The sequence below is a fragment of the Paenibacillus maysiensis genome (assembly GCF_000520815.1).
Lineage (GTDB): Bacteria > Bacillota > Bacilli > Paenibacillales > Paenibacillaceae > Paenibacillus > Paenibacillus maysiensis.
The window spans coordinates 1-1,729 of sequence record NZ_ASRY01000132.1 but is presented as its reverse complement, the minus strand read 5'-3'; the positions used below and the strand labels follow the sequence as shown (position 1 = coordinate 1,729).

2 protein-coding genes are annotated in these 1,729 nt (G+C 50.5%); one reads left to right on the top strand and one right to left on the bottom strand.

All coding sequences use genetic code 11. The features are described 5' to 3' along the window. Positions 1-285 precede the first annotated feature (285 nt). Positions 286-1,080: a WIAG-tail domain gene (locus tag L696_RS0108645; RefSeq protein WP_025683295.1), complete on the top strand. Its 795-nt coding sequence runs from the start codon at positions 286-288 to the stop codon at positions 1,078-1,080. A 206-nt stretch (positions 1,081-1,286) separates the two neighbouring features. On the opposite strand, the gene L696_RS28405 is transcribed toward L696_RS0108645, so the two are convergent. Beyond that, the coding region (locus tag L696_RS28405) for a peptidase M4 family protein (RefSeq protein ID WP_162472158.1) at positions 1,287-1,729 on the bottom strand (443 nt) is incomplete at its 5' end.

Sequence of the window (1,729 nt, the reverse complement as noted above, 5' to 3'; positions counted from 1 at the left end):
TCGCCATCTCCGGGGGAGCAGGAAATGGCCGCTGCCGTCATCGGACTGCTACAGCAGCCTGACTTGCAGCGGCGAATGGGGGAGGCCGGGCTTGCCGAGGTACGAAGACGATTTTTATGGCAGCATTCAGCACAGCGCTGGGCGCAAATTATGCTGGATTGCGTAACGTAGTGACGTGAGCCCAGCTATGAGCATAGGCTATCCTATAGGCATTAGCCATGATTCCCAGCCGGGTGAATGAAGCGGAGCGACCGCTGGTTCACTTCTGCTAAAGGAGTGGTCATTATGAACCATCGTATGAACTATAATAGTAAGGATAAAAGAACAGTGCGGCGTAACCTTTCCAACGCAGTTCCTTCCCCTCGTATAGACAAAAATAAAACGGCTTCCCCATCCGGCAACAGTAAACCGATCCAGCGGGAGACGGTGAGTGTAAAGTCTATCGTGGAAACTCAAGCTCAAGCCCATGACCTTATTGCTGTGGATGAAGCAGCATGGAGGAAGCACAAGCTTCCCAAGACGTTGGAGGAAGCCATGCTGATGAACCGGGGGTCTGTACTGCTGCTGTCTGTGCCAGAGGCGGATATGGAGCTTGAGATGGAAGACGGCCTAACGTCTGTAACGTCCAGAGGTCAGACGAAGCAGGAATCGTTGCTGGATTGCTCCATTACCAGTATCCACATTGCTGAAGGCAGACATCGCCCCAAGCAGCAGCGGGTAGCGTTGTCCGCTGACAAGCCCGCTGCTGCTCTTACGGATGATGACGAATCTCCACTTAACGTGACTTATGATGACGGGCTTCTCCGTGAGCACACATTTAATTCAAGAGCAGCTTCAACACGGTTTGGCAGCATTCCTTTTCACATTCCCGCAGAAGCTGCCAGGGATGAAGTGAGCATTGTGTTTGAGCAGCCATTCAAGAACACTCGTTATGCAATCACTGGTAATGCGAGCATACCGGGGGTAACGGTATCTGTCACGAAATGTCAGAGAGATTCGGCGGTGTTCACGGTGGAACGCGGACACGCAGGCTCGGTTTGTGAAGGTTTGATTCTGTGGATTGCAATCGGACACGATTAACAGACGCCTGTACAGGATTGCAAATTTGCTTAAAACAAGAAAAAGGCGTCCCGCTGGGGGACGCCATATACATATGGGGGAAGGGGCGCAGACTTGTACACTGCACCCCTATTTTTTTCGTCCATTTTATGAGCTGGGTTGGATGACAGCTGCACAACGACAATGGTCTATGGACGAGGATGAATAAGAGGGATTGCAATTATGATTTAGTTAACTCCTACAGCGTCAAAGGATTTGGCGGCTGCGGTTGCTTGCGCTGAATTCGCACCGTAAAGGTCTTTTGCTGCTTGCACCACAGCGGCGCGTGCGTTGGAGAAGTCGGAAGAAGAAGTCAGGTAGTTCGTAAAAGCACTATAGTAAATTTGGACAGCTGCGTCGCGACCAATTCCACTTACAGTTACGCCATGGAAAGTGCCACCTTGTGCCAACAGATAGTAGGCTTTATTGATAATACCACTGTTTGTATGAACGCCACCGTTATCGGAGCTGCCTTTATACAAGTCGGAATAGTGATCTGGTTGATCGTACAGGGTAGGATTGGACATAGAGCGCAGAGCATCACCCGCAATGCTTGGCGTATAAATATCATCGCCTACAAGCCAGTTTTTACGCTGAATGTCATTGCCGATGATGTCCGAGAAAGCCTCGT